Genomic DNA, 25,352 nt, shown 5'->3' on the forward strand with positions numbered 1-25,352 from the left:
CCCGAAGAGGCCATGTCCAGGAGCGATCGCTGCGCTCCGGCGGCGCGACCGGGAACACTTGATCGAGTCAGTGACCGATCCCCTAGTGCGCCAGGCCTCACACAGGGCAGTTCCATCACACGGCAGTCACGGAGGGGGTTAGCCTGGTAGGCGCATTAGCACAGACAAGATCGAGACGGATAGAGGCGAGCCCAAGCCGTGTCCAGCAGCAGCCCTGCGTCACAGTTCGGCCCCAACGAGTGGCTGGTCGAGGAAATGTACGACCAGTTCCTCGCGGACCCCTCCTCAGTCGATGCCGCCTGGCACGACTTCTTCGCGGATTTCAAGCCGACGCAGTCGCCGCAGGCGAAGGCCGACGCCGCCCGGCCCGCCGCGGCCGATAGCGCGGCGAGCGGCGAAAACGGACACGCAACCGAGGCGAAGACCCCCGTGTCCCAGCCTGCCCCGGCGAAGGCCCCGGCGACCGCAGAACCCGCCAAGCCCGCGCCCGCCAAGACCCAGGCACCGAAGCCCGCGAAGGCGGAGCCCGCCAAGGCCGTGAAGAAGGACGAGCCGGAGTCGAAGCAGCTGCGTGGTGCCGCGGCCGCGATCGCGAAGAACATGGACGCGTCGCTGTCCGTGCCGACCGCGACGAGTGTCCGTGCGGTGCCGGCGAAGCTGATGGCGGACAACCGGATCGTCATCAACAACCACCTCAAGCGGACCCGTGGCGGGAAGATTTCCTTCACCCACCTGATCGGCTACGCGATGGTGCGGGCGCTGAAGGACTACCCGAACCTCAACCGGCATTACCAGCTGATCGACGGGAAGCCGTTCGCGGTGACCCCGGAGCACGTGAACTTCGGCCTCGCCATCGACATGAAGGGCAAGGACGGCGCGCGCACGCTGGTCGTGGCCTCGGTCAAGGGCGTCGAGGACATGACGTTCATGCAGTTCTGGCAGGCCTACGAGGACATCATCAAGAAGGCCCGCACCAACAAGCTCACCGCGGACGACTTCTCCGGCACCACCATCTCGCTGACCAACCCGGGCGGTATCGGCACCAACCACTCGGTGCCGCGGCTGCAGGCCGGGCAGGGCGCGATCATCGGCGTCGGCGCCATGCAGTACCCGGCCGCGTTCGAGGGCACCAGCGAGAAGACCCTGGTCGACCTCGCGGTCAGCAAGATCATGACGCTGACCTCGACCTACGACCACCGGATCATCCAGGGCGCCGAGTCCGGCGAGTACCTCAAGCGGATCCACGAGCTGCTGCTGGGCGAGGACGGCTTCTACGACGACGTCTTCACCAGCCTGCGCCTGCCCTACGAGCCGATCCGCTGGGTCGCCGACATCCCGGACGGCCCGGTCGACAAGACCGCGCGGGTGATCGAGCTGATCGAGGCGTTCCGCATGCGCGGGCACCTGATGGCCGACACCGACCCGCTGAACTACCGCCAGCGCAGCCACCACGACCTGGACGTGCTCTCGCACAACCTGACCCTGTGGGACCTGGACCGGGAGTTCCCGGTCGGCGGGTTCGCCGGCGAAGAGACCATGAAGCTGCGCGACATCCTGGGCGTGCTGCGCAACTCCTACTGCCGCACCGTCGGCATCGAGTACACCCACATCCTCGACCCCGAGGAGCGGCGCTGGATCCAGGAGCGGGTGGAGATCCCGCACGCCAAGCCCGACCCCGCGGTGCAGAAGTACGTGCTGTCCAAGCTCAACGCGGCCGAGGCCTTCGAAACCTTCCTGCAGACCAAGTACGTCGGGCAGAAGCGGTTCTCCCTCGAAGGCGGCGAAACCGCGATCCCGCTGCTGGACACCATCCTGGACAAGGCCGCCGAGCACGAGCTCGACGAGGTCGTCATCGGCATGCCGCACCGCGGCAGGCTGAACGTGCTGGCCAACATCGTCGGCAAGCCGATCAGCCAGATCTTCCAGGAGTTCGAGGGCAACCTCGACCCGGGCCAGGCCCACGGTTCCGGCGACGTGAAGTACCACCTCGGCGCCGAGGGCAAGTACTTCCGCATGTTCGGCGACGGCGAGACCAAGGTGTCGCTCACCGCGAACCCCTCGCACCTGGAGACCGTCGACCCGGTCCTGGAAGGCATCGTCCGCGCCAAGCAGGACATCCTGGACAAGGGCGACAGTGTCACCGGGGGCTACTCCGTCCTCCCCGTGCTGATGCACGGCGACGCCGCGTTCGCCGGGCAGGGTGTCGTGGCCGAGACCCTGAACCTCGCGCTGCTGCGCGGATACCGCACCGGCGGGACCGTGCACGTGATCGTGAACAACCAGGTCGGCTTCACCACCGCGCCGGAGCACTCGCGTTCGTCGCAGTACGCCACCGACGTGGCGAAGATGATCGGTTCGCCGATCTTCCACGTCAACGGCGACGACCCGGAGGCCGCGCACTGGGTGGCCAAGCTGGCCGTCGAATACCGGCAGGCGTTCCACAAGGACGTCGTCATCGACCTCATCTGCTACCGCCGCCGCGGGCACAACGAGGGCGACGACCCGTCGATGACGCAGCCGGCGATGTACGACATCATCGACACCAAGCGCTCGGTCCGCAAGACCTACACCGAGTCCCTCATCGGCCGTGGCGACATCTCCGTCGAAGAGGCCGAAGCAGCGCTGCGCGACTTCTCCAGCCAGCTCGAACACGTCTTCAACGAGGTCCGCGAGCTGGAGAAGCACCCGGCGAAGGCCAGCCCCTCGGTCGAGGAAGAGCAGCAGATCCCGGCCAAGGTCGCCACCGCCGTGTCGCAGGAGGTCGTCGAGCACATCGGCGATGCCTTCCTCAACGTGCCCGAGGGCTTCACCCCGCACCCGCGCGTCAAGCCCGTCATGGAACGCCGGCACAAGATGTCCCGCGAAGGCGGCGTCGACTGGGCCTTCGGCGAACTGCTCGCCTTCGGCACGCTCGCGCTGGAAGGCAAACTGGTCCGCCTGTCCGGCCAGGACTCCCGCCGCGGCACCTTCACCCAGCGCCACTCGGTCTACATCGACCGCCGCACCGGCCAGGAATACTCGCCGCTGCAGCACCTGTCCGACGAGCAGGGCCGCGTGATGATCTATGACTCCGCGCTGTCCGAGTACGCCGCGGTCGGCTTCGAATACGGCTACTCCGTGGCCAACACCGAATCCCTGGTCATGTGGGAAGCCCAGTTCGGTGACTTCGTCAACGGCGCCCAAAGCGTCATCGACGAATACATCTCCTCCGGCGAAGCCAAATGGGGCCAGCGTTCCGACGTCGTGCTCCTGCTCCCGCACGGCCACGAAGGCCAGGGCCCGGACCACACCTCCGGCCGCATCGAACGCTTCCTGTCACTGTGCGCGGAAGCCTCGATGACCGTCGCCGTGCCCTCCACCCCGGCGAACTACTTCCACCTGCTGCGCCGCCACGCCCTCGACGGCATCCAGCGCCCGCTGATCGTCTTCACCCCGAAGTCGATGCTGCGCAACAAGGCCGCTACCTCGGCCGTCGAGGACTTCACCGGTCAGAGCCGGTTCATGTCCGTGATCGACGACGCCGACATCGACCCCGGCAAGGTTCGCAAGGTCCTGCTGACCTCGGGCAAGCTGTACTGGGAGCTGCTCGCCGAGCGGGAGAAGCTCGGGGTGGACGACGTCGCGATCGTCCGCATCGAGCAGTACTACCCGCTGCCGAAGAAGAAGCTCCTGGCTGCGATCGAGCGCTACTCGAACTCGCGGCAGATCGTCTGGGTCCAGGAGGAGCCGGAGAACCAGGGCGGCTGGCCGTTCTTCGGCCTCAACCTGCCGCGCAGGCTCCCGGAGGTCTTCGCCGGGCTCGACGTGGTGGCGCGCCGCCCGATGGCCGCGCCGTCGGCCGGTTCGTCGAAGGTGCACGAGGTCGAGCAGAAGGCCCTCATCGCCAAGGCCTTCGAGTGAGATCAACGCTGTGAAGGGACCCTTCACGGACGCAGAGTCCGTGAAGGGTCCCTTCACAGCCTTTCCGCGAAACGCGCGTTAGGACTTCAGCCCGTTACGCGCGAGGAAATCGTCCGCGATGTCCTGCGGATTGCGCTTCTCCCCGGTGAACTCGACGTTCAGCTGGATCAGCTCCTCGGTGGTCAACGCGGCGGACACCCGGTTCAGCGCGGCCGTCTCGCGCTCGTTGAGCACGCCCTTCGCGACCAGCGGCACGATGTTCTGTGCCGGGAACATGTGCTTGTCGTCCTCCAGCGGGACGAAGCCGTTGGCCGCGATGGTGGCCGAGGTGCTGAACAAGTCGGCCACCTGGACGTCACCGGAGCGCAGGGCGGCCACGGTGACCGGGCCGCCGGTGTCGGTGGTGCGGATCTCCTTGAACTCGCAGCCGTAGAGCTGCTTGATCCGGTCCTTCCACCGGCTGCTCCACTGGCCTGGACCACCCATCACCAGGTCCTTGCAACGCGGGCCGAGCTGGGAGAAGGTGCGTACCCCGGAATCGGCGAGCTGCTTGCCCACCACCAGCAGGTCCTTGTCCTCGGCCGGGGCCTGCTCAAGCACCTCGAACCCGGCGGGCAGCTTCTGCTTCAGCTGCGCGTAGACCTCGGCCGAGGTTGTCGCCGGGGTGTTCTTGTCGAAGTACCGCAACAGGTTCCCGCTGTAGTCCGGCACCAGCGACAGCGATTTGTCCTGCAGCGCCTTGACCACCACCTCGCGGCTGCCCACCGGCGGGCGCACGGTCACGTTCTCCGCCCCGGCGTTGCGCAGTGTCCCGGCGTAGATCTGGGCCAGCAGCAGGCTTTCCCCCACGTCGGAGGCGCCGATGATGATATCGCCGCCGGCCCCGCCCTCGCCGCCGCCGGCGAGCGGATTGCCGCAGGCCGAAAGCAGCAGGGCCAGCCCCGCCACGAGGACACCCAACCGCTTCACGCCGTACCTCCCACGGCCACTGCCCGGCCGGACGCCGCCTTGGCGGCCAGCCGAACCCCCTTCGGCACCAGTGCCCGCTGCACCGCACCGAGGACCAGATCGAACGCGATCGCCAGCAGGGCGGTGAGAATCGCGCCCGCGACGACCTCGGTGTAGTCCAAAATGGCCAGTCCGTCGAGCAGGAACCGGCCGAGCCCGCCGAGCCCGACGTAGGCAGCCACCGCCGCGGTCGCCACCAGCTGCAGCACCGCGTTGCGAATCCCGCCCAGCACCAGCGGAAGCGCGATCGGCACCTCCACCTGCCACAGCCGCTGCCAGCCGGTCATGCCGATGCCCTGCGCGGCGTCCACCACCTCGTGCTCCGCAGACTGCAGCCCGGCGTAGGTCCCCGCGAGCACCGGCGGGATCGCCAGCACGACCAGCCCGATCACGGTGGCTGTGGTGCTCTCGGTGAACAGCAGGAACAAGAAGGTGATGAGCCCCAGCGTGGGCAGCGCGCGGACGGCGTTGCCGATGCTGACCAGCGCGACCCCACCGCGGCCGGTGTGGCCCACGAACAGCCCCACCGGAATGGCGATCACGAGCGCGATGACCAGGGAGAGCAGCACGTAGCCCACATGCTCACCCAGCCGCGCCCCGATGCCGTCGGGACCCTGCCAGTTCGCGGCTGTGGTGAACCAGCCGAAGACATCGCCGATCATCCGGCCACCTCCGTTCCGGCCGTGGTCCGGCTCGCGCGTTCCCAGGGGGTGAGCAGATTCCGCAGCAGCACCAGCAGCAGGTCCACGACCAGCGCCAGCACCATGGTCAACACGATACCGATCACGATCGGCGGGAAGTACTCACGCTGGAACCCGTCGGTGAACAGCCGGCCGAGCCCGCCGGTGCCGATCAGCGCGCCGACGCTCACCAGGCTGATGTTGCTCACCGAGGCCACCCGTACGCCCGCGGCCAGCACCGGCACCGAAAGCGGCAGCTCCACGGCCAGGAACCGGCGCGGCCCGCGGTAGCCGATCGCGGTGGCGGCCGCGACGATGTGCGGCGGCACCGCGTCGAGCGCGTCCAGCACCGGCCGCACCAGCAGCGCCGTGCTGTAGATGGTGAGCGCGACGATCACGTTGACAGAGTCCAGGATCCGGGAGCCGATGAGGCCCGGGATCACCACGAACAGCGCCAGCGACGGGATCGTGTACAGCAGGTTCGACGCCACCAGCAGCACCGACCGCGCGGCCCGGTTGTGGTGCCCCAGCCAGCCGAGCAGGATCGCCAGCACGATGCCCAGCGCCAGCGGCACCAGCGCGAGGTAGACGTTCTGGCCGAGATCGCCGAGGAGATCCTCGCGATTGTGCACACTGGACAGATACCGGCCGAGATCGCCGAAGAAGTCGCCCATCAGGACCCCTGCGGGGAAGCCTCGATCACGTCCAGCACCTGATGCGCCAGCACCGTGCCGAGCACGCGAAGATCCTCGTCCACCACCACGCCGAGGCTGGCCGGCGAGGACAGCGCGGCGTCCAGCGCGCCGCGGATCGGCGTGCCCTCGATGTAGAGCGAACCGCCCGCCACCAGATCGGTCTCCGCCAGCGGACCGTCCACTGTGGAGCCCGGTGGGAGCCAGCCGCGTGGCTGTTTGTCCTCGTTCACCACCAGCTGCCAGCCTTCCGACGGACCGGTCACGGTGCTGCCCAGCTCGACGGTGCTCACCGGGGAGACCTGTACCCCGGTCGCCGGCAGGAAGGACAGCCCGCGGTAGCCCCGGTCGCGGCCGACGAAGGAGGCGACGAAATCGTCCACCGGATGCCGGAGCACCTCGGCGGGAGTGCCGTACTGGGCGAGCTTCCCGCCCACCCGCAGCACCGCGACCTTGTCCCCGAGCCGGACCGCCTCGTCGATGTCGTGCGTGACGAATACGATGGTCTTGCCCAGCTGGGAATGCAGCCGCAGCAGCTCGTCCTGCAGGCCCTCCCGGACCACCGGGTCGACCGCGGAGAACGGTTCGTCCATCAGCAGCACCGGGGAGTCCGCGGCGAGCGCGCGGGCCACGCCGACCCGCTGCTGCTGCCCGCCCGACAGCTGCGCCGGATAACGCTTGCCGAGCCCGGTGGGCAGGCCCACGGTCTCCAGCAGCTCGGCCGCCCGGGCCCTGGCCTTGCGCTTGTCCCAGCCCGACAGCAGCGGCACGGTGGCGATGTTGTCCAGCACTGTCCGGTGTGGAAAGAGCCCGGCGTGCTGGATCACATAGCCGATCCCTCGGCGCAGCACGGCCGGGTCGCCCGCGCTGACGTCCTCGCCGTCGAGCAGGACGCTGCCCGAGGTGGGCTCGACCATCCGGTTGATCATGCGCAGCGAGGTCGTCTTGCCACAGCCGGAGGGGCCGACGAACACCGTGATGGTGCCGTCCTCCACGGTCAGGGAGAGCCCGTCGACCGCCACTGTGCCATCCGGATACCGCTTGGTGACGTCGCGAAATTCGATTGTCACAGACTTCTCCCCACCTCGGATGCAGGGTCCGACGGTAGCCGAATCGACAGGCCTTGGCAGCATGTCCCGCGGAGCGGACTACTACTCTCGGTACCCGTGACCGCTCTCGACGACGTTCTCGCCGCGCACGGTGCCGCGGTCCGCCCGCTGTACCAAGTGCTCTCCCTGTTGCGCGGTGGTTCGCACGAACTCGCCGACCTGATCCGGCTGACCGGCGCACCACGGCGGAGCGTGGAAGACGTGCTGGCCGCGCTGGCCGAGGATCTGGAGCGTTCTCCCGCCGGCGTACGGATCGCCCCGCACGCCCGCGACGCGTACGAGACCTACGCGTTGCCGGAGCTGCCCGACCCGCTCGACGCCGCCGTGGCCGCGCGGCCGGAGCTGCTGACCGAGCTGACCGAGCGGATCGCCGCGGTCCCGCCGCCGCTGGCCGCGCTGGACCACGTGCAGGCGACGCCGGAGACTGTGCTGCGCCGCGCGTTGTGGCTGAATGCCAGGTATGACTTGCGTCGCAGCGAAGTGCTGTTCCTTGGCGATCATGACTTGACGTCGCTGGCCGTGCGCGCGGTGTGCCCACAGGCCCGGCTGACCGTGGTGGATCTCGACGAGCGCGTGTTGTCGTACCTGGACGAAACAAGTGCGCGCGAGGTGCGGACGGTGCACACCGATCTGCGGGTCGGGCTGCCGCCCGCGGTCACCGGCAAGGCGGATCTGGTGTTCAGCGATCCGCCGTACACGCCAGAGGGCATGGGCCTGTTCGCCGCGCGGGCGGTGCAAGCGTTGCGGGAACCGACGATCGGGCGAATCCTGCTCGCGTACGGATACAGCCCGCGGCATCCGGCGCTGGGCGCGCAGGTGCAACGCGCGCTCGCCACCCTCGGCCTGACCTTCGAGGCGATCCTGCCGGACTTCAACCGCTACACGGGCGCGCAGGCCATCGGCGCCAAAGCCGATCTCTACGTCTGCCAGCCGACCGCCAAGGCGAAGAAATCCGGCGTACGCAAGGGAAACTCCGCGATCTACACACACGGCCCGCAGTCTGTCGAGGCCGCCGGAACCAAACCGGCGCTCGTGCGCGCAGTCCGCGAAATCGCCGCCGAAGGCGGTCTCGCACTGGAAACCCGCCCCGTCGGCTGGGCCACCTCGGGCCCGGAAGGCGACGCGATCGCGATGGACCTCACCGCGGACCCCGGCCCGTGGCTGCTGCGCACCCTGCTCGGCACCAACGCCCGACGGCTGGCCCTGCTGCTCCCGAACAACCACCCCGACCTCATCGACGCGGCCGCACAAGCCGCGCTGACCGCGCTGGTCTCCCCGAAGTACCGCCTCCGCCTGCTGCGCAGCACCCCGGACAACCGCCACGCCGTCGTCGTGGCGGACCTGACCGACCACCCCTCGGACCTGCTGACCCGCGCCCACGCCCGCCTGGCGAACGCCGTCCTGGACGCCCCACCGGACCTCGCCGACCTCCGCCTCGTCGACGTCCCGCGACACCGGCTGGCGGCCCTCCTGCCCGGCTGACCGGCCGCGACCTCCGGGCGGGCGAAGCTGCGACTTTTCGGAAGGCAGTGAAGCGACCATCTGGAAGGCACTCCGGCGACTTTTCGGAAGGCTAGTCGGCGACCATCTGGAAGCCAACGCCTCTGAACTGCTAAAATGGCGCAGTGACCAGTGTGCCGGAGTTCTTCGCGCGACACGCTCTCGCCTCTGTGACAGAAGCCCTGTCCGACACGCGTGTAGTCCTGATCAACGGTGCCCGCCAAGTCGGCAAAAGCACCCTCGCCCGGCTCACCGCGCAGGCCCGCGCAGCCGAGGTCCGCAACCTCGACCTCCCGCAAGATCTCGAAGCAGCCATCGCCGACCCCAGCGGTTTCGTCGATTTCGACCAGCTGATGATCATCGACGAGATCCAGCGTGCCGCGCAGCTCTTCCTCCCGATCAAGGCGAAAGTCGACCTGGATCCACGGCCCGGCCGGTTCCTGCTCACCGGGTCGTCCCAGATACTCGCCCTGCGCGGGCTGCCGGACACCCTGCCGGGCCGGAGCGAGACCATCGAACTGTGGCCGCTCTCCCAGGGAGAGATCGACGGCACCCGCGACGAGTTCGTCGACGCTGCTTTCACGCTGGGACCGGACCTGCACCACCGATCCGAACTCAGCCGGCAGGACTACGCCGAGCGGGCGGTACGGGGCGGTTTCCCCGAAGCTGTGCGCCGGACGGTACCTCAGCGAAGGGCACGCTTCTTCGAGTCCTATCTCAACGATCTGGTCGAGCGGGATGTCCGTCAGCTCGGCGAAATCGAGCGGTTCTCCCAGCTGCGCACGCTGCTGCGGCTCATCGCGGCCCGCAACGCGGGCCTGCTGGTCCCGACCGCGCTCGGCAACGCCGCCGGGCTGAGTCACCACACCGCCCAGCGGTACCTCGGGCTCTTTGAAGAGGTCTTCCTCATCAAGCGCATCCCGGCCTGGTCCCGCAATCTCAGCGCGCGGGCGGTCGACACCCCCAAAGTGGCCTTTGTGGACACCGGAATCGCCGCGGACCTGATCCAGGCAGAACCGGCCTCGCTGGTCCGGCCGAGTGGTGAGTTCGGCGCGCTGCTCGGGGGTTTCGTACTGATGGAGCTGGCCCGTCAGCTGACCTGGTCGCAGACCCGGGCCGAGCTCTACCACTACCGCACCAAGGACAAGGTGGAGGTCGACGCGGTACTCGAGAATCGGCGGGGCCAGGTCATCGCCATCGAGATCAAAGCGGCCACGACGGTGAGTTCCCAGGACTTTCGCGGAATCCGGCACCTCGAGCAACGACTCGGCAGCGACTTCCTGGCCGGTTACGTGCTGCATACCGGGACGGAAACCCTGCCGTTCGGCCCAAAACTACGCGCCGTGCCGATCAGCGCGCTGTGGCAGCTTGCCGGCTGACCCGCGCCGACTCATTCCTCGCCGTAACACCACCCCGGGCACAAAACAGGGGCTCCCCGGTCAACCGCCCCGGGAAGCCCCTGCCGACGAACCGTTTTCAGCCCGTGACGCCGTCCGTCTCGGCAGCCTTGGCGACCGCGGCGGCCACCTCCGGTGCCACGCGCGGGTCGAGCGGGCTCGGCACGATGCGGTCCGGGCCGAGGTCGTCGGCGGCCACCGCGACGATCGCGTCCGCGGCCGCCAGCTTCATGTTCTCCGTGATCGCCCGGGCGCCGGCGTCCAGCGCGCCGCGGAACACGCCGGGGAAGGCCAGCACGTTGTTGATCTGGTTGGGGAAGTCGCTGCGTCCGGTGGCCACGATGGCCGCGTACCGGGCCGCGGCTTCCGGATGGATCTCCGGGTCCGGATTGGACAGTGCGAACACGATCGGGTCCGCGGCCATGGTGGCGAGCAGCTCCGGGTCCACCGTGGAGCTGGACAGGCCGAGGAAGACGTCGGCACCCCGCATCGCCTCGGCGATGCCGCCGGTCAGCCCGGCGCGGTTGGTGATCTCCGCGAGCTGCTGCTTGACCGGGTTCAGGCCCTCCCGGCCGACGTGCACGATGCCACGCGAGTCGAGCACGGTCACGTCGCCCGCGCCCGCGGCGATCAGGATCCGGGCGCACGCCACCCCGGCCGCGCCCGCGCCGGAGACGACCACGCGCTCCCCGGCGATGTCCCGGTCGAGCACCAGGTTCGCCCCGCGCAGCGCGGCGAGCGTGACGATCGCGGTGCCGTGCTGGTCGTCGTGCATGACTGGGCAGTCGAGCGCCTTCTTGAGCTTGTCCTCCAGCTCGAAGCAGCGCGGCGCGGAGACGTCCTCCAGGTTGACCGCGCCGAACGACGGGCGCAGCCGGACCAGCGTCTGCACGATCTCGTCCACGTCCGTGGTGTCCAGCACCAGCGGGATCGAGTCGAGCCCGCCGAAGGTCTTGAACAGCACCGACTTGCCCTCCATCACCGGCAGCGAGGCGCTCGCGCCGATGTCCCCGAGGCCGAGCACCGCGGTACCGTCGCTGACCACCGCGACCAGCCGGTCGGCCCAGGTGTAGCGCTTGGCCTGCCCGGCGTCCTCGGCGATAGCCCGGCTCACCTTCGCCACGCCGGGCGTGTAGGCGATCGAGAGATCCCGCGGGTCGGCGATCGGCCGCGTGGCCGCCACGGAGAGCTTGCCGCCCTCGTGCCCGGCGAAGATCTCGGAATCGGTCACCGGGGCGGTGACGCTGCCGGCTTGCTCGGTCATCGGGTTTCCTGTCGTCGTCTCCAGCGCCCGCCGGGGGCGGAGACCGGAACTCGGGGGGTGAATCTGGGTCATGCTGATACTCCTGGGACTGCGAGCGGGGGACCACCGCGCACGGGCGAAGGCGCACCCGTCCCCGGTGGAACTAGTCCTCCGTACGGCAGCCCAGCGCGGTAGCGCCGGTCTGTCGGCGAGGCGTCATGACGGCCATCCGGTCCCTGGGGTGAGGCGAAAGGCCGCGGACGCTGCGGTCCGCCAATCATGACAGGCCCCGCCGCGGTCCCGAACCCTCGGTGCGGTTCACGTCACAGATTCCCCGGCCCGGCCCAGGAAAACCGGCCATTCCCAAGACGTCCGTCCGGTTTGGGAATGGGATTTCCCGGCCGCGGAACCGATTCAGCACCACCGACCGCGACGGCTCCGCACCGGAAAGCACTCGATAAGGTGAGCCCATGGACTTCCGCCCCCTCGAGATCGCCGACGCCTACGCGTTCTCCCCGCGCGTTTTCCCGGACGAGCGCGGGCTGTTCGTCGCACCGTTCCAGGAGGAGGCGCTGCGGCGGGCCACCGGGCACCCGCTGCGGATCGGCCAGACCAACCACAGCGTCTCCCGCCGCGGGGTCATCCGCGGGGTGCACTTCGCGGACACGCCCCCCGGTCAGGCCAAGTACATCTACTGCCCGGCGGGTGAGCTCCTGGACGTGGTGGTGGACCTGCGCGTCGGCTCCCCGACCTTCGGCCGCTGGGATGCGGTCCGCCTCGACGCCCGCGAGTTCAACGCCGTCTACCTCGCCGAAGGTCTCGGCCACGCGTTCGTGGCCCTCACCGACGACACGGTGATGGCCTACCTCTGCTCGGAGCCGTACAACCCGTCGGCCGAGCACGGGATCAACCCGCTCGACCCGGCGCTCGGGCTGCCGTGGCCCCAGCAGCTGACGCCCGTTGTGTCCGAAAAGGACCGCGCTGCGCCGACCCTCGCGGAGGCTCGGGAACAGGGCCTGCTGCCCTCCTACGCGGACTGCACCGCTTACTACGAGAAGCTGCGCTCGGCGAACCCGAGCTGACGCTTGCGCGGAGTCACCCAGATCGTGATCGTGGCGGTGACCACCGTGTCACCACGCGAGTCGAGAATCCGCACCGGAACCGGAAGATCGAATCCGTCCGCACCGAAGGGCGGAATCTCGGGCAGTTCGGCGATCGCCTGCAGCCCGGTCCCGGGCAGCCATCGATGGGAGTCCGGGACGGTCGCCTCGGCCAGCATGCCCATCGCGATTTCGGCGAGATTGCACGCGGCGATCGCATGAAAAGTGCGAATGTGGTTGTGCACACCCCACCACTTCGGCGCGGTCACCGAACAGTGGCCCGGACGCAGCTCCCGGACGGTGGGCAGCACCGTGCCGAAGTAGGGCACGCGCAGGCACATCGCGGCGGAAAACAGCTGCTTACCACCGGGTTTGCCGGCCAGCCGACGCCACAGCGGGTACGTCGAGAGCGCCACCATCCGGCACCTCCAGCTCGTTACTACTCGTCAGTAGGCAGGATAACCCGCCGACCGGCCACCGCCGCCGCGCCGGGCTATATTCGGGCCCGTGGCGCATCAGCTCTTTCTCCTCCGGCACGGCCAGACCGAGTGGTCGGTCAACGGCAGGCACACCGGCCGCACCGACGTCCCGCTCACCGCGGCGGGCGAGGAACAGGCCCGGGCCGCCGGCGGCACCCTCCGAATGCTGCTCGGCGGTGCCAAGCTCGTACTGTCCAGCCCTCGCGCGCGGGCGCTGCGCACCGCGGAGCTGGCCGGCCTGCTCGTGGACGAGGTCACCGAGGACCTCGCCGAATGGGACTACGGCGACTACGAGGGCGTGACCACCCCGGTCATCCGCGAGCAGGTGCCCGGCTGGACGGTGTGGACGCACCCGATCCCCGGTGGGGAGAGCGCCGCGGACGTCGGCGCCCGTGCGGACAAGCTGCTCGACCGCGCCCGCCGCGAGATCGAGAACGGGGACGTGGTCCTGGTCGGCCACGGGCACTTCAGCCGGGTGCTGGTGGCGCGCTGGATCGGCCTTCCCGCGACCTCCGGTGTCCACTTCGGACTCGACCCGGCCGGCCTCGCGGTACTCGGCGACGAACGTGGCGAACCGCAGATCGAGCACCTGAACCTGCTGCCCGCGCTGGAGGCGTGAAGTGACCGACCCCCGCGTACGGCGAGTCCGCCCGGAGGACGTCGACGCTGTGGTGGAGCTGGTGTACGCGCTCGCCGACTACGAGCGTGCCCCCGGCGAGTGCCACCTCACCGCCGCGCAGCTGCACACCGCGCTGTTCTCCGACACCCCCGCGTTGTTCGGTCATGTGGCCGAAGTGGACGGTGCGATCGGCGGATTCGCCTTGTGGTTCCTCAGCTTCTCCACCTGGCGCGGTGAACACGGGATCTATCTGGAGGACCTGTTCGTCCGCGAGCGGCTGCGTGGCTCCGGACTCGGAAAGGCGCTGCTGGCCGCGCTCGCGCAGGAATGCGTGACCCGCGGCTACCCGCGTCTGGAGTGGGCGGTGCTGAACTGGAACCCGGCCACCGGGTTCTACCGCGCGCTCGGCGCACTCCCCCAGGACGAGTGGACGACCTACCGGCTCACCGACGGTCCGCTGCGCGCCCTGGCCGGAGACGCCTGAGCGACGACCGGTCAGTCGCGTTCGCGCCGTTCCCGCTCCGCGCGACGCCCGGCCAGGCCACCGCGTTCGGCCGCTTCTTCCTCGGTCTCGTCGTCGTGCATACCCAGCGCCCACGCGCGGGACGGCCGGCGGAACAACAGCACCAGCGAGGCGATCCCGCACAGCCCGATCGGCACGCCCCAGACCGGCTGCTCCGACGGGCCGAGGATGTACCAGCCAACCCCGATCAGCAGCAACGCGACGACCACACCCGGCGAACGTGCCCAGGTGCGGCCGAGCACCAGCCCGGCCGACGCGGCGAGGAAGGCCAGCGCCATCACCGCGAAGGTGCCGAACTCGGCCCAGATGTTGTTACCGGGGCGAGGCGGCGTGTCGAGTCCTTCGAGGAGGATCATCACGCCGAAGACCAGCAGCCCGAGGCCGGGCAGTCCGGTGAGCACCCCGGCAAGGCGTACCTCGATCGGGGTGGGCGGCAGGTCTTCGGAGTGCGACACAGGGCCGGCCTTTCAGCTGCTTTGCGGGAGCACAGGCACCCGACCAGCGCGAGTCACCGTGCGTGAGCAGTTTCGATGGTATGCCACCCGGTCGGCCGTTTTCGCATGGCGGCGGTCAGGTAAAAATCAGGGTGTCGTCGATGAGCGGGCGGTCGGCCCGGGTGCACTTGTCACGACGTGCTGGTTCGCCGTGCGCAAAGGAGGACGCCGCCACAGGCTCGCATCGGTAATCGGGGCGTTCCACCGCCGCCGGACCGGGCCTCCGCAACCTGGCCCATGTCTGTGAAGGGACCCTTCACAGCCTTCGAGTCCGTGAAGGGTCCCTTCACGGCATCCAATCCGGACCGCTGGCGGCCTGCCTAGCCCCGCGGCAACCCTGTCCACACTGGCCATGCCCTCCCTGCGGCTTGGCAACCATCGCGCTGCGCCAGGGCCACTGCGCCGGGCCGGGACGCCCGCACCGCCCATACCGCGCCGTGACCGGGAGGGACCTCCACACCGCGCACACCGCGCCGCGGCCGGAATCACCACACCGCCCCCACACCGCGCCGCCGTGCCGTGCCGCGGCACGGACCACCGCCCCACGCACCGCGCCACACCACACCGCGCCACACCGCGCCGCGCCACGGCACGGCACGGCACGGACCACCACCCCACGCACACCGCGCCACGCCGCCGCCGGGACCACCACACCGCGCCAGGACCCAGTTCACCCCGCCTGAGCTTCGCGTCACCTTGTGGTCCCGGGAGGTTCTCGTGCCGGGTGGGCGTCACCTACTCTGCGGTAGTGCGCGCCATCCTCGTCGTAAACCCGCAGGCCACCTCGACCACCGCCGGTGGCCGGGACGTGCTGGCGCACGCGCTGGCCAGCGACGTCAAGCTCGACGTGGTGGAGACCGACTACCGCGGCCACGCGATGGCCGTGGCCAGGGCGGCCGCGCGCGACGGGATCGACCTGGTCGTGGCGCACGGCGGGGACGGCACGGTGAACGAGGTCGTCAACGGGCTGCTCGCCGATTGCGACGGGCGTCCCGGCGGGGCGGGCTCGGTGCCGATGCTGGGCGTGGTGCCCGGCGGTTCGGCCAACGTCTTCGCTCGCGCGCTCGGGCTGCCCGCGGATCCGGTCGAGGCCACTCACCTGTTGCTCACCGCGCTTGAGCAGAACCTGCACCGCCGGATCGGGCTGGGGCTGGCCGACCGGCACTGGTTCACCTTCAACGCCGGGCTCGGCTGGGACGCCGACGTGGTCGGCCGGGTCGCGAAACGCCGGGGCAAGCAGACCAGCCCGAGCCTGTACATGCGGGCCGCGGTGCGCTCCTACTTCCGCCCGCCGCACGGCCGTCCGGCGCTGACCGTGCGGATTCCGGGGGAGGAACCGACCGAGGTGCTGACCGCGTTCGTGTCGAACACCGATCCGTGGACCTACCTGGGCGGGCGTCCGGTGCATCTGAACGCGGGCTGCTCGTTCGAGACCGGGCTGGGCCTGTTCGCGTTGAGCGGTCTGCGGTTGCCCACCGTGTTCACGCACGTACGGCAGGCCCTGCTCACCGACAGCGACCAGCGGGGCCGGCGGCTACTGCGCCGCGACGATCTGCCGCTGATCCGCATCGACGCAGATCAGCCGGTGAATTTCCAGGTCGACGGCGACCTCGTGGGGCAGCGGACGCGCGTGGAATTCCAGAGCGTGCCGGACGCACTCACGGTAATCGCGTCACCGAATGGCCACTGATCGTCCGCGGCAAAGTGCCGCTGCCGTTCGGCGACGCAGAACCTCCACTCACCGCATCGGCCTTCCGCCAACACCGCCGTTTCGGACAGAAACCGCAGGTCAGAGGCATAACTCGGCCGGGTGAGCTGACTCACCGATCTTCCGGAAACCCTTGTCGAACGCGGTGCTTCGTGAAAGCATTCACAAGCACCCAAAAACACGACCGCCATGACGACTGTGGCGCGGTCTTCCCGCGCCACTGTGAAGGAGCTCACGAACATGGACTGGCGCCACGATGCGGCCTGCCGAGACGAGGACCCCGAGCTGTTCTTCCCGGTGGGAACCAGCGGTCCGGCTCTGCTGCAGGTCTCCGAGGCGAAGGCCGTGTGCCACCGCTGCACCGTCGCTTCCGACTGCCTGGCCTGGGCTCTGGCCAGCGGTCAGGACGCCGGCGTGTGGGGCGGCATGAGCGAGGACGAGCGACGCGCGCTCAAGCGCCGCCGTACGTACATCGGCACGCGGACCACCGCCTGAGCCTTCCCGGCTCAGTAGCACCACCCAGAACCGGTAGCACCGAAAAACCCGGCACCACGCACCATCGGTACCGGCACAGCAACACCACACAGCAAGAACCACGCAGCACGGAAACACCACACAGCTCCGCGATTTCACCGGGCGGGCCTATTTCTGCGCTCGCCCGGTCGGGGCTGATACATCTCCGGTTCAATCTTAGCAACGTGAGACGGGTCATCCGCACCCGGGTGCCGTCTCAGCAGAACCGTCGAACGGGCCGGTACCGCCTCGGGTACCGGCCCTTCGCCGTGTCCGCACCCGAGTGTCCGATGTGGATCAGTCCACTATGTACACCCCCGGGCTGGGCTCAAAGCCGACGGGACAACGGAATCCGCAGCGCGGCCTCGGTGCCCGGCACCCGGTTGCCCGCGTCGTCGGTACGGATCTTGCGCAGTGAAAGCGATCCGCGCAGTTCCGACTCCACCAGTGTGCGTACGATCTGCAGCCCCAGCCCGTCACTGCGCTCCAGCGAGAACCCGGACGGCAGGCCGCGTCCGTTGTCCCGGATCAGCACATCCAGCCAGCGCGCGGACCGTTCCACGATGAGTTCCACCTTGCCGGGACGGCCTTGCGGGAAAGCGTGCTCGATGGCGTTCTGCACCAGCTCGGCGAGCACCATCACCAGCGGCGTGGCGATCTCCGCGACCACCACCCCGCACGAGCCCGTGCGGGTCAGCCCGACCTGCGATTCGGCCGTGGCCACCTCGCCGACCATCGGCAGCACGTTGTCCAGCAGCTTGTCCAGATCCACCCGCTCGTCCACGGAAATGGACAAAGCCTCGTGCACCATCGCGATCGAGGAGACCCGGCGCACCGACTCGCCCAGCGCCAGCCGCGCCTCCTCGCTGGTGGTCCGCCGTGACTGCAGCCGCAGCAGCGCGGCCACGGTCTGCAGATTGTTCTTGACCCGGTGGTGGATCTCGCGGATCGTGGCGTCCTTCGACAGCAGCGCACGGTCCCGGCGCTTGACCTCGGTCACATCGCGGACCAGCACCAGCGCGCCGGCGGCCTGCCCGGCCGGGCGCAGCGGCAGCGCGCGGAAGAGCACCACCGCGCCCAGTTTCGAATCGGCCTCGGTCCGCGAGGACGGTTTGCCGTCCAGCGCCTCGATGATCCGGTGCGAAACCTCGGTGGCGTCGAACGGATCCCGGATCAGCGACCGGGTCAACGGGGCCAGCCGCTGCCCGACCAGATCGGATTCGTGGCCCATCCGGTGATAGGCGGACAGGCCGTTGGGGCTAGCGAACACCACCGTGCCGCTGGTGTCGAGCCGGACCAGGCCGTCGCCGACCCGGGGGCTGGTGTGCGTGTCGGTCTGATTGCCACCGGCCGGCGGAAAGGTCCCGTCCACGATCATCTGGCACAGGTCGCCGGCACTGCCGAGGTAGGCGATCTCCAGCGGGCTCGGCACCCGCGGGGCGGCGAGGTTCGTCTCGCGGCTGAGCACCGCGATCATCTCCCCGCCGAAACTCACCGGCACCGCCTCCCGCCGCATCGGCAGATCGCGGTACCAGTGCGGATCCTCCTCGCGGCTGATCTTCTTCTCGCGCATGGCCTTGGCCAGCTGCGGGTGCTCGTCGACGGTGAACCGGGTGCCGACCACGTCCTCCGGGTGCGCGGTGGGCGCGGTGGTCGGGCGGGCATGCGCGACGCACACGAAATCGCCACCGTCCTGGCGCAGCTCCGGGGCGACCGGGACCCACAACAGGAAGTCGGCGAAGGACAGGTCGGCCAGCAGCTGCCACTCCGCGACGACGGTCTGCAGGTGGTCGGCCGCCGCGCCGGGCAGGCCGGTGTTCTCGGCGAGCAGATCGGAGAGCGTGGACACGGTCAGCGATCCCTCCCCGCGACGGGCACCTTGCTGCGATCGGTCATCCCGGCCTCCTCCTCGGCTCCTGCCCTACCGAGAGTACGGCGATCCGCCCGGGTGCCGCCGCTCAGCCCGGACCCGCATGCCACACTGGAGAGGTTGACCCGAGCCCGGCCGGTGCTTTTCCGGGCCAGGCCGCGCACAGAGGAGAGAAGTATGTCGAAGCGCGCCCGCAAGCGTCGCGACCGCAAGAAGAACGGCGCCAACCACGGCAAGAAGCCCAACGCCTGAGTTCGCGCCCGGACACGGCACGACCCCCGCACCGGATCGGTACGGGGGTCGTCGTCGTCCGGCGGCGGGTTATTCGCCGGTCTGCTGCTCGACGGTGATCTCGGTACGCTCCACGGCGACCCCGCCCCGGGTGGCCACGGTCTGCCGGATCGAGGCACGCAACCGGCTCTTCAGCTCGGCTGGCGCGTGCTCGCCACCGCACTTGCGGGCCAGCAACTGCTTGAGCTGATCGTCGATGCCGTACTCCTCCAGGCACGGCGGGCAGTCCTCGATGTGGCGCCGCAGCTGCGCGTCCCGCTGCGGACTGCACTCGCGGTCCAGCAGCAGGTAGATCTCGGCCAGCGCGTCCTCGCAGCGCATCTTGGCCTTCGACGCGTCGTCCGTGCTCATCGCTTGGCCACCTCCTCGCGGCCACCGCGGATGAAGCCACGTTCGCGCGCGACCTCGGCCAGCAGGTCGCGCAGCTGGGCGCGACCGCGGTGCAGGCGCGACATCACGGTCCCGATCGGCGTGTCCATGATCTCGGCGATCTCCTTGTACGCGAAGCCCTCGACGTCGGCGAGGTAGACCGCCAGCCGGAACTCCTCAGGCAGCTTCTGCAACGCCGCCTTGACGTCGGTGTCGGGCAGGTTGTCCATCGCCTCGACCTCAGCTGAGCGCAACCCGCGGGAAGTGTGGCTCTCCGCACGGGCGATCTGCCAGTCGGAGATCTCCTCGGTCGGCTGCTGCACCGGCTGCCGCTGACGTTTGCGATAGCCGTTGATGTAGGTGTTGGTGAGGATGCGGTACATCCACGCCTTGAGGTTCGTGCCGGCCTTGAAGGACGCGAACGCCGCGTAGGCCTTCAAGTAGGTCTCCTGGACCAGGTCCTCGGCGTCGGCGGGGTTGCGGGTCATCCGCATCGCGGCCGAGTACAGCTGGTCGAGCAGGGGCATCGCGTCGCGCTCGAAGCGCTCGGCGAGCTCCACCTCGTCGGCCGCCGTCTCCGGCGCGGAGTTGGGCGTGCTCGGCAAACCGTTCCCTTCCCGTTCGGCGTCGATGCGCGGACGCGCATACAACGCACCCGAGTTTACGCGCGAACCGGGCAAGGCGGCCCGGGCACGGCCGGCGCTGGGTCGTGGAGTGGCGAGCGTGGTGGTCACGCCCGGTTCAACAGAAGGCGGCCGCGCCGCATTCCCGTGCGGTTTTAGACTCGGCGCCCATGGCAGGCAAGGGAACCCCGGCGACGGTGCTGCTCGCGAAACAGAAGGTGCCGCACACGGTGCACGCCTACGACCACGACCCGCGTGCCGAGTCGTACGGCCTGGAAGCTGTGGAGGCGCTGGAGCTGGACCCGGCGCGGGTGTTCAAGACCCTGGTCGCGGACGTGGACGGCAGGCTCACCGTCGGCGTGGTCCCGGTGACCGGCCAGCTGGATCTCAAGGCACTGGCCGCCGCGGCGGGCGGGAAACGCGCGAAAATGGCCGACCCCGCAGCCGCCCAGCGAGCGACCGGCTACGTGCTGGGCGGCATTTCCCCGCTGGGCCACCGCACCCGTCTCCCGATCGTGCTGGAGGAGTCCGCGACGCGGTTCCCGACGATCTACTGCTCGGGCGGGCGCCGCGGGCTGGAAGTGGAACTGCCCCCGGCCGAGCTGACCCGCCTTACCGGCGCGGTGGTCGCGGCCATTTCCGCGCCGCAAAAGCCGTGAAGGGACCCTTCACGGACTCAGAGTCCGTGAAGGGTCCCTTCACAGCCCTTCCAACCGGGCGAAGTCAGAGGTGCGGGCGGAGGACCCGGCCCAGCCATTCCGTGGTGGCGCGGGCCACGGTGTCCAGGTCCTTGGACAGGCTGTGGTCACCGGGGACCAGGACGATCTCGCGGTGCGGAGCCGGCGCCGGGCGGCCGAAGGGGTCGCTCTCGCCTTGGATGATCAACGCCGGAACGGTCACCGCGTCCAGTTCCGGCTGGCGGGTCTTCTCCGGACGGCCCGGTGGATGCTCCGGGAAGGCCAGGCACAGTACCGCGACCGCCTGGCCCGCGCCGGACGTGCGGCAGGCCACGCGGGCGCCGGACGAGCGGCCGCCGAACACCAGCGGCAGCGCGGCGAATCGCGTGGACAGTTCGTCGGCGACGGTGAGCCAGGCCGTGTCCAGTTGCGCGGCCGGGGCGGGGGCGCGGCGGCCGGCCACGCGGTAGGGCTGTTCGACCAGCGCCACGTGCACGCCCGCCGCTTTGGCCGCGCCGGCCACCGTCACGAGGTCTTTCGCCCCGATGCCGCCGCCCGCGCCGTGGCCGAGCACCAATACCGCGACGCCCTCCTTCGCACAGTGCAGCTCGGCTCGCGCGGGGCCGTGTTCGGTGGGGATTTCGAGGGTGGTCATGTCGCCGGTACGTCGAACAGCGCGTCCACCGGCTGGTCGGGTTCCACGCGCCGCAACAGCTCCGGGCCGTTGTTGCGGACGTTGTTGACCAGGCTCGAAACCGGGCGCAGTTCCAGCGATTCCACGATCTCCGGCGGCGTGGGCACGAGCAGACCGTCCACTTCGGAGCGATCCGGGTCGAGCCAGCCGTCCCAGTGCGTCCGCGGCACGATCAGCGGCATCCGGTGGTGCACATCGGTGAGCCGGCCGCCGGCATCGGTGGTGAGGATCGAGAAGGTGATCAACGGCTCGGCGTCCGCGTCGTCCTTCGGCCGCCAGGTCTCCCAGATCCCGGCGAACGCGAGCGAGGCGCCGTCCGGATCCGTCATGTAGAACGGCTCCTTTTCTTTGCCCGTGCGCCGCCACTCGAACCAGCCGTCCGCGGGAACCAGGCACCGCCGCGCGGCAAGGGCACGCTTGAACGCGGGCTTCTCCTTCGCCGTCTCCGCGCGAGTGTTGATCATGCGCGAGCCGACCGACGGATCCTTCGCCCAGAACGGCACGAGACCCCAGCGCATCATCCGCAGCGACCGCTGCGCCGGCTCGTCGTCGAGCACCCGGCCCTCGGCGTCGCGGGGATGCCGCTGCACCACGGTGACCACGTTCTTGGTGGGCGCCACGTTGTGGTCCGCCCGCACCCGGCCCTCGGTCAGGTCGACCGCGGCGAACTCCTCGACCAGCTTCGCCGGATCCTTCGTCGCGGCGTAACGGCCGCACATGCCAACCTCCTCGGGGATGCTCGCCAGGCCATCGTTGCACGCTGGAGGGGCGCCGCGCGAGGCGCGTGGGATCATTCGACCAGGCACGGGCTCCGGCAGGACCCGGGCAGGACGACCGGGAGGACGTGGGCGGTTTGGCGCGAGGCGACTGGAGACGGCTGGACGAATCCGACGTGCGGATCCGTCCCGGCAAGGGTTCCAGGCCCCGCAGCAAGCGCAGGCCCGAGCACGCGGACGCGGTCACCGCGATGGTCGTCGGCAAGGACCGCGGCCGCTGGACCTGCGCGGTGGACGCCGATCCGGACCGGCTGGTGACCGCCATGCGGGCCCGCGAGCTCGGCAGGGTCTCGGTGGTCGTGGGCGACTGGGTCGGGCTGGTCGGCGACGTGTCCGGACGGCCGGACACGCTCGCCCGGATCGTCCGCGTGGACGAGCGGACCAGCGTGCTGCGGCGGACCGCGGACGACACCGATCCCTACGAGCGGGTGGTGGTGGCCAACGCCGCGCAGCTGCTCATCGTCACCGCGCTGGCCGACCCGCTCCCCCGCCCCGGGTTCATCGACCGGTGCCTGGTCGCCAGCTACGCGGGCGGACTGGATCCGGTGCTGTGCCTGACGAAAGCGGATCTGGCGAGCCCGGCCGACCTGCTCGCCGGCTACGCGGGGCTGGACGTGCCCGCCGTCGTGACCCGGCACGACGAGCCGCCGGAGGGACTCGCGCAGCGGCTGGCGGGCCGGGTGACCGCGCTCGTCGGGCATTCCGGGGTCGGCAAGTCGACATTGGTCAACCGCCTGGTCCCGGACGCCGCACTCGCCACCGGCGACGTGAGCGCGGTGGGCAAGGGGCGGCACACCTCGGTGGCGGCGGTCGCGCTGCCGTTGCCGCTGGCCGGCGGCGGCTGGGTGATCGACACGCCGGGAATCCGGTCGTTCGGCCTGGCGCACGTGACCGCGGACGACATCGTCGACGCGTTCGACGAGTTCGCCGAAGCCGCCGAGGAGTGCCCGCCGAACTGCGGGCACCTCGGCCCGCCGGAGGACCCGGACTGCGCGCTGGACGAGGTCGTGCGGCAGCACCCGGCGGGCGCGGACCGGCTGGCCTCGCTACGACGGCTGCTGGTCTCCCGGGCGGGCGGCGCGGAATCCCCGAGGGAACCACCCGCAGACAGGTAACGTCCGATCCGTACCGATCCGGTATCACCCTCACGATTTCACCCGAACAGGTGTAACCACTACGGAGATCCGCCGATACTGCAGGTGCAACACCGGATGAGAACCGATTCCCTGGGGGAACGCACATGCGCAAGACCACGACCTTCGCCGTCACCGCGGGTGCCGCGCTGGCACTCGTCCTGACCGGGTGTGGTTCGAACACCGAGAACGGCACGGCCTCCCCGGCCGGCCAGGCGCAGGACCAGTCCGCCGGGGGCGGCGGCCTCGCCGCGCCGTTCGGCGACGTGCTCAAGCTGGCCGACGCGGCCAAGCAGGGCACCGAGAAGTCCAAGTCGGCGAAGATGTCGATGGACATGTCCGTGGGCGGCAAGTCGGTCACCGCGACCGGCGCGATGAGCTTCGACGGCCAGAGCCAGAAGTTCACCATGACCATGAACACCCCGGACGGCTCCACCGAGATGCGCTACCTGGACAACACTCTCTACCTGAAGGTGCCCTCCGGCCAGGCCAAGCAGTTCGGCACGGACAAGCCGTGGCTGAAGATCGCGGCGGACGCCAACGACCCGATCTCGCAGTCCCTGAGCAAGTCGATGCAGCAGGCCTCGAAGCAGAGCGACCCGACGCAGATCCTTGAGCAGGTCGCCAAGGCCGGCCGGATCGTCGGCTCCGACCAGACCCGGCTGGACGGCCAGGAGGTCAACCACTACCGGGTCGAACTGGACGTGCAGAAGGCGATCGGGCAGTTCACCGGCGACCTGCCGGCGGAGGCCAAGGACCAGATGACGAAGATGCTGGCGGGCAAGGACATCAAGCTCCCGGCCGAGCTGTGGCTGGACAAGGACCAGCTGCCGCTGCAGGTGACCATGGACGAGAGTTCGCTGATGCAGGCCATGGGCGCGAGCACGCAGGGTCCGGGCAAGATCACCGTCAAGTACTCCGACTGGGGTGCCCCGGTGGACGTCGCCGCACCGCCGGCCGACCAGGTGGGCGACTTCAGCGAGATCGCGAAGAAGATGGGCGGCGGCCGCTGAGGCCGATCCTGCGGTGACAAGCCCCGAGCCGCCCGGCTCGGGGCTTGTTTTCGGTTGCCCGCGTTCCCCGCATGAGCGAGCTTGTGCTTGGGTAAGGGCTCTTTTCACCGGTCAGTGGGGGGGTTTCCGGATGCGCAGGACGGCGGTGGCGGGTGCCGTGGTGGTGCTTGCGGCAGCGTTGGCCGGTTGCTCGGACGACGAGCCCCAGCGGTTCGCCGACGCGCGAACGCTCGCCGACGCGGCCACGGCGGCGACCCTCGCCGGCCGGTCGGCGGAGTTCACCACCGACGTCGCCGCCGGGACGTTCGTGTCGCACGGCACCGGACAGGCCCGGTTCGACCCGTCCGGGACCGCGCTGAAAATGACCACGGACTACGTCGGCGAGCCGCTCGAACTGCGGCTGGTGAACCGCGCGCTGTACGCGAAGGTGCCCGCCGGCGCACGGGATCAGGTAACCGGCGGCAAGCCCTGGGTGCAGGTGTCGCCGGACGGCAACGACCCGCTTTCGCAGGTTCTCGGCGGCAGCTTGACCCAGCTGGCCGAGCAGAACGATCCCGGTCGCACACTCGCCCAGGTGCGCACGGCAGGCACGCTGACCACCAGCGAACAGGCCCGCCTCGGCGACGCCCCGGTCGAGCACTACCGGCTGACCGTGGACCTCGCGAAGCTCGGCTCCGAACTGCCCGCGGGCCTGCCCGCCGACGCGATGGCGCAGCTGGGCGGGCACGGCGCCACGGTCCCGCTCGACCTGTGGCTCGATCCGCAGCATCGGCCGGTTCAGCTGGTCCTGGACCTGTCACCGGTACTGCAAGCCACCGGCGAGACCGGAGACGCCCGGATCACCGCGCGGTACTCCGGCTGGGGGTCTCCGGTCACCGTCGACCCGCCGCCCGCGGCCGAAGTGGGCACTCTCGCCGGCGGATGAGCCGGTTTCCCGCACT

Annotated in this window: 25 protein-coding genes; 13 read left to right on the forward strand and 12 right to left on the reverse strand. The window is 69.8% G+C overall.

The features are described 5' to 3' along the window. Nucleotides 1–198 precede the first annotated feature (198 nt). A complete protein-coding gene (locus D5S19_RS20930; protein WP_120025044.1) occupies nt 199–3,900 on the forward strand; it encodes a multifunctional oxoglutarate decarboxylase/oxoglutarate dehydrogenase thiamine pyrophosphate-binding subunit/dihydrolipoyllysine-residue succinyltransferase subunit in 3,702 nt (1,233 codons plus the stop codon). Nucleotides 3,901–3,978: 78 nt separating this feature from the next. Here D5S19_RS20930 and D5S19_RS20935 read toward each other — a convergent pair whose 3' ends face one another. Genes D5S19_RS20935 through D5S19_RS20950 form a run of 4 tightly spaced genes read right to left on the reverse strand, consistent with a single transcriptional unit; the run spans nt 3,979 to nt 7,350 of the window. Further along, nucleotides 3,979–4,869, reverse strand: a complete 891-nt coding sequence (locus D5S19_RS20935; RefSeq protein WP_120025045.1) for an ABC transporter substrate-binding protein — start codon at nt 4,867–4,869, stop codon at nt 3,979–3,981. Continuing rightward, a complete protein-coding gene (locus tag D5S19_RS20940; protein ID WP_098513428.1) occupies nt 4,866–5,570 on the reverse strand; it encodes an ABC transporter permease in 705 nt (234 codons plus the stop codon). The genes D5S19_RS20935 and D5S19_RS20940 overlap by 4 nt, the downstream gene beginning before the upstream one ends. After that, entirely contained in the window at nt 5,567–6,262 is a 696-nt protein-coding gene (locus D5S19_RS20945) for an ABC transporter permease (protein WP_120025046.1), read from the reverse strand. Before D5S19_RS20945 ends, D5S19_RS20940 begins: the two co-directional genes overlap by 4 nt. Further along, entirely contained in the window at nt 6,262–7,350 is a 1,089-nt protein-coding gene (locus D5S19_RS20950) for an ABC transporter ATP-binding protein (protein ID WP_120025047.1), read from the reverse strand. The genes D5S19_RS20945 and D5S19_RS20950 overlap by 1 nt, the downstream gene beginning before the upstream one ends. A 96-nt stretch (nt 7,351–7,446) precedes the next feature. Between D5S19_RS20950 and D5S19_RS20955 the strand changes: the two genes are divergently transcribed. Then, a complete protein-coding gene (locus D5S19_RS20955; RefSeq protein ID WP_120025048.1) occupies nt 7,447–8,871 on the forward strand; it encodes a bis-aminopropyl spermidine synthase family protein in 1,425 nt (474 codons plus the stop codon). A gap of 143 nt (nt 8,872–9,014) precedes the next feature. Then, nucleotides 9,015–10,268: an ATP-binding protein gene (locus tag D5S19_RS20960; RefSeq protein ID WP_199730607.1), complete on the forward strand. Its 1,254-nt coding sequence runs from the start codon at nt 9,015–9,017 to the stop codon at nt 10,266–10,268. A gap of 97 nt (nt 10,269–10,365) precedes the next feature. Here D5S19_RS20960 and D5S19_RS20965 read toward each other — a convergent pair whose 3' ends face one another. Beyond that, the gene (locus D5S19_RS20965; protein WP_120025049.1) at nt 10,366–11,550 is read right to left on the reverse strand and encodes an NAD(P)-dependent malic enzyme; all 1,185 of its coding nucleotides are present in this window, start codon (nt 11,548–11,550) and stop codon (nt 10,366–10,368) included. A gap of 449 nt (nt 11,551–11,999) precedes the next feature. On the opposite strand from D5S19_RS20965, the gene rfbC reads away from it, so the two are divergent. Next, on the forward strand, nt 12,000–12,611 hold the full coding sequence (gene rfbC, locus D5S19_RS20970) for a dTDP-4-dehydrorhamnose 3,5-epimerase (RefSeq protein WP_120025050.1): 612 nt from the start codon (nt 12,000–12,002) through the stop codon (nt 12,609–12,611). Here rfbC and D5S19_RS20975 read toward each other — a convergent pair. Beyond that, on the reverse strand, nt 12,578–13,048 hold the full coding sequence (locus D5S19_RS20975; protein WP_120025051.1) for a hotdog fold domain-containing protein: 471 nt from the start codon (nt 13,046–13,048) through the stop codon (nt 12,578–12,580). The genes rfbC and D5S19_RS20975 overlap by 34 nt on opposite strands. An 88-nt stretch (nt 13,049–13,136) precedes the next feature. Between D5S19_RS20975 and D5S19_RS20980 the strand changes: the two genes are divergently transcribed. Together D5S19_RS20980 and D5S19_RS20985 are read left to right on the forward strand one after the other, a co-directional pair. Further along, entirely contained in the window at nt 13,137–13,727 is a 591-nt protein-coding gene (locus D5S19_RS20980; RefSeq protein ID WP_120025052.1) for an acid phosphatase, read from the forward strand. A 1-nt stretch (nt 13,728) separates the two neighbouring features. Next, a complete protein-coding gene (locus D5S19_RS20985) occupies nt 13,729–14,211 on the forward strand; it encodes a GNAT family N-acetyltransferase (RefSeq protein WP_120025053.1) in 483 nt (160 codons plus the stop codon). A gap of 11 nt (nt 14,212–14,222) precedes the next feature. Here the strand turns inward: D5S19_RS20985 and D5S19_RS20990 are convergent, their stop codons facing one another. Next, the gene (locus tag D5S19_RS20990) at nt 14,223–14,705 is read right to left on the reverse strand and encodes a hypothetical protein (RefSeq protein WP_120025054.1); all 483 of its coding nucleotides are present in this window, start codon (nt 14,703–14,705) and stop codon (nt 14,223–14,225) included. Nucleotides 14,706–15,492: 787 nt separating this feature from the next. Here D5S19_RS20990 and D5S19_RS20995 point away from each other — a divergent pair. Both D5S19_RS20995 and D5S19_RS21000 read left to right on the forward strand, forming a co-directional pair. Further along, on the forward strand, nt 15,493–16,434 hold the full coding sequence (locus tag D5S19_RS20995; protein ID WP_120025103.1) for a diacylglycerol/lipid kinase family protein: 942 nt from the start codon (nt 15,493–15,495) through the stop codon (nt 16,432–16,434). A 258-nt stretch (nt 16,435–16,692) separates the two neighbouring features. Further along, complete coding sequence (locus D5S19_RS21000) at nt 16,693–16,947, forward strand: WhiB family transcriptional regulator (RefSeq protein WP_098515124.1); 255 nt, start codon at nt 16,693–16,695, stop codon at nt 16,945–16,947. 346 nt (nt 16,948–17,293) lie between these two features. Here D5S19_RS21000 and D5S19_RS21005 read toward each other — a convergent pair whose 3' ends face one another. Next, nucleotides 17,294–18,814, reverse strand: coding sequence for a sensor histidine kinase (locus tag D5S19_RS21005; protein WP_120025055.1), 1,521 nt, complete (start codon nt 18,812–18,814; stop codon nt 17,294–17,296). A 198-nt stretch (nt 18,815–19,012) separates the two neighbouring features. Between D5S19_RS21005 and D5S19_RS34210 the strand changes: the two genes are divergently transcribed. Continuing rightward, complete coding sequence (locus tag D5S19_RS34210) at nt 19,013–19,087, forward strand: 50S ribosomal protein bL37 (RefSeq protein ID WP_098515123.1); 75 nt, start codon at nt 19,013–19,015, stop codon at nt 19,085–19,087. Between the two features lie 69 nt (nt 19,088–19,156). Here D5S19_RS34210 and rsrA read toward each other — a convergent pair whose 3' ends face one another. Both rsrA and D5S19_RS21015 read right to left on the reverse strand, forming a co-directional pair. After that, on the reverse strand, nt 19,157–19,477 hold the full coding sequence (rsrA, locus tag D5S19_RS21010; RefSeq protein ID WP_120025056.1) for a mycothiol system anti-sigma-R factor: 321 nt from the start codon (nt 19,475–19,477) through the stop codon (nt 19,157–19,159). Next, nucleotides 19,474–20,100, reverse strand: a complete 627-nt coding sequence (locus D5S19_RS21015) for a sigma-70 family RNA polymerase sigma factor (protein WP_120025104.1) — start codon at nt 20,098–20,100, stop codon at nt 19,474–19,476. Before D5S19_RS21015 ends, rsrA begins: the two co-directional genes overlap by 4 nt. A 188-nt stretch (nt 20,101–20,288) precedes the next feature. Here D5S19_RS21015 and ybaK point away from each other — a divergent pair, with 188 nt between their 5' ends. Then, entirely contained in the window at nt 20,289–20,777 is a 489-nt protein-coding gene (gene ybaK, locus D5S19_RS21020; RefSeq protein WP_120025057.1) for a Cys-tRNA(Pro) deacylase, read from the forward strand. Nucleotides 20,778–20,841: 64 nt separating this feature from the next. Here the strand turns inward: ybaK and D5S19_RS21025 are convergent, their stop codons facing one another. Together D5S19_RS21025 and D5S19_RS21030 are read right to left on the reverse strand one after the other, a co-directional pair. Further along, nucleotides 20,842–21,450 (reverse strand): alpha/beta hydrolase family protein, encoded by a 609-nt coding sequence (locus tag D5S19_RS21025; protein ID WP_120025058.1) that lies wholly within the window; start codon nt 21,448–21,450, stop codon nt 20,842–20,844. Further along, nucleotides 21,447–22,208: an SOS response-associated peptidase gene (locus D5S19_RS21030; RefSeq protein WP_120025059.1), complete on the reverse strand. Its 762-nt coding sequence runs from the start codon at nt 22,206–22,208 to the stop codon at nt 21,447–21,449. Before D5S19_RS21030 ends, D5S19_RS21025 begins: the two co-directional genes overlap by 4 nt. A 134-nt stretch (nt 22,209–22,342) precedes the next feature. Here D5S19_RS21030 and rsgA point away from each other — a divergent pair, with 134 nt between their 5' ends. The 3 genes from rsgA to D5S19_RS21045 all read left to right on the forward strand — a co-directional run bounded on the left by rsgA (nt 22,343) and on the right by D5S19_RS21045 (nt 25,336). Further along, a complete protein-coding gene (gene rsgA, locus D5S19_RS21035; RefSeq protein ID WP_120025105.1) occupies nt 22,343–23,380 on the forward strand; it encodes a ribosome small subunit-dependent GTPase A in 1,038 nt (345 codons plus the stop codon). 125 nt (nt 23,381–23,505) lie between these two features. Next, nucleotides 23,506–24,411: a hypothetical protein gene (locus D5S19_RS21040; protein WP_120025060.1), complete on the forward strand. Its 906-nt coding sequence runs from the start codon at nt 23,506–23,508 to the stop codon at nt 24,409–24,411. Nucleotides 24,412–24,541: 130 nt separating this feature from the next. Next, nucleotides 24,542–25,336 carry a hypothetical protein gene (locus tag D5S19_RS21045; protein WP_120025061.1) on the forward strand — a complete coding sequence of 265 codons (795 nt, stop codon included), beginning with the start codon at nt 24,542–24,544 and terminating at the stop codon, nt 25,334–25,336. Nucleotides 25,337–25,352: the final 16 nt, after the last annotated feature.

It is taken from the genome of Amycolatopsis panacis, assembly GCF_003600245.1.
Classification (GTDB): Bacteria; Actinomycetota; Actinomycetes; order Mycobacteriales; family Pseudonocardiaceae; genus Amycolatopsis; species Amycolatopsis sulphurea.

Bases quoted from the DNA above. Each gene is read 5' to 3' on its own strand.
- D5S19_RS21045 (WP_120025061.1), top strand. From the start codon at position 24,542: ATGCGCAGGACGGCGGTGGCGGGTGCCGTGGTGGTGCTTGCGGCAGCG.
- D5S19_RS20945 (WP_120025046.1), bottom strand. From the start codon at position 6,262: ATGGGCGACTTCTTCGGCGATCTCGGCCGGTATCTGTCCAGTGTGCAC.
- D5S19_RS20940 (WP_098513428.1), bottom strand. From the start codon at position 5,570: ATGATCGGCGATGTCTTCGGCTGGTTCACCACAGCCGCGAACTGGCAG.
- rsrA (WP_120025056.1), bottom strand. From the start codon at position 19,477: ATGAGCACGGACGACGCGTCGAAGGCCAAGATGCGCTGCGAGGACGCG.
- rfbC (WP_120025050.1), top strand. From the start codon at position 12,000: ATGGACTTCCGCCCCCTCGAGATCGCCGACGCCTACGCGTTCTCCCCG.
- D5S19_RS20965 (WP_120025049.1), bottom strand. From the start codon at position 11,550: ATGACCGAGCAAGCCGGCAGCGTCACCGCCCCGGTGACCGATTCCGAG.
- D5S19_RS21000 (WP_098515124.1), top strand. From the start codon at position 16,693: ATGGACTGGCGCCACGATGCGGCCTGCCGAGACGAGGACCCCGAGCTG.
- D5S19_RS21030 (WP_120025059.1), bottom strand. From the start codon at position 22,208: ATGTGCGGCCGTTACGCCGCGACGAAGGATCCGGCGAAGCTGGTCGAG.
- D5S19_RS20975 (WP_120025051.1), bottom strand. From the start codon at position 13,048: ATGGTGGCGCTCTCGACGTACCCGCTGTGGCGTCGGCTGGCCGGCAAA.
- ybaK (WP_120025057.1), top strand. From the start codon at position 20,289: ATGGCAGGCAAGGGAACCCCGGCGACGGTGCTGCTCGCGAAACAGAAG.
- D5S19_RS21040 (WP_120025060.1), top strand. From the start codon at position 23,506: ATGCGCAAGACCACGACCTTCGCCGTCACCGCGGGTGCCGCGCTGGCA.
- D5S19_RS21025 (WP_120025058.1), bottom strand. From the start codon at position 21,450: ATGACCACCCTCGAAATCCCCACCGAACACGGCCCCGCGCGAGCCGAG.